This window comes from Streptomyces carpinensis (genome assembly GCF_002154505.1).
Lineage (GTDB): Bacteria > Actinomycetota > Actinomycetes > Streptomycetales > Streptomycetaceae > Streptomyces > Streptomyces carpinensis.
Window position 1 is genome coordinate 1 of sequence record NZ_MUBM01000514.1, and the last position, 1,181, is coordinate 1,181.

Consider the following 1,181-nt stretch of genomic DNA (forward strand, 5'->3'; position numbering starts at 1 on the left):
CGGCGCCGGATGTCGTTGAGGCGGGTGATGAGCGGGGCGATGGTGCGGCCCTCGCGTTCGGCCGCTTCCCAGTCGCGGGGTTTGAGCTGGTACTTCTCCGAGTCCAGGTACTCCTCGGCGCCCGGCCTGAGGGGGACGTTCTCGCACAGCTCGTAGCCGCTGTAGATGCCCCAGGAGGGGGACAGGGTGGCGGCGAGGACGGCCCGGACCTCGAAGGCGGGCCGGCCGCCGTGCTGGAGGTAGGCGTGCAGGATGTCGGGGGTGTTGGCGAAGAAGTTCGGCCGCATGTAGGCGGCCGCCTCGCCGGACAGCTCGGTGAGGTACTCGGTCAGCTCCTGCTTGGAGTTGCGCCAGGTGAAGTAGGTGTAGGACTGCTGGAAGCCGATCTGGGCCAGGGTGTGCATCATCGCCGGGCGGGTGAACGCCTCCGCCAGGAAGATCACGTCCGGGTCGGCGGCGTTGATCTCGCCGATCACGCGTTCCCAGAAGACGACCGGCTTGGTGTGGGGGTTGTCCACCCGGAAGATCCGCACACCGTGGTCCATCCAGTGCCGCAGCACCCGGACGGTCTCGGTGACCAGGCCGTCCATGTCGGTGTCGAAGGCGATGGGGTAGATGTCCTGGTACTTCTTCGGCGGGTTCTCGGCGTAGGCGATGGTGCCGTCGGGGCGGTGGTGGAACCACTCGGGGTGCTTGTCCACCCAGGGGTGGTCGGGGGAGCACTGCAGGGCGAAGTCCAGGGCGACTTCCAGGCCCAGTTCCCCGGCGCGGGCGACGAAGTGGTCGAAGTCCTCCAGGGTGCCCAGGTCGGGGTGGACGGCGTCGTGGCCGCCCTCGGGGGAGCCGATCGCCCAGGGCACGCCGACGTCCTCGGGGCCGGGGGTGAGGGTGTTGTTGCGGCCCTTGCGGAAGGTGGTGCCGATGGGGTGGATCGGGGGGAGGTAGACCACGTCGAAGCCCATGCCGGCGATCGCGGGCAGCCGGCGGGCGGCGGTGCGGAAGGTGCCGTGGGGCTGTTCGGCGGTGCCCTCGGAGCGGGGGAAGAACTCGTACCAGGCCCCGTACAGGGCCCGCTCCCGCTCGACCAGCAGCGGCATCGGATCGGAGGCGGTGACCAGCTCCCGCAGCGGATACCGGGCCAGGACCGCGTCCACCTCCGGCGTCAACGCCGCCGCCAGCCG

The 1,181-nt window shown here is 70.4% G+C and carries 1 pseudogene; it reads right to left on the reverse strand.

The window, feature by feature from the left end:
- Positions 1 to 1,181 (reverse strand): annotated as a pseudogene (locus BZY54_RS45160) (alpha-1,4-glucan--maltose-1-phosphate maltosyltransferase); the annotation flags it as partial.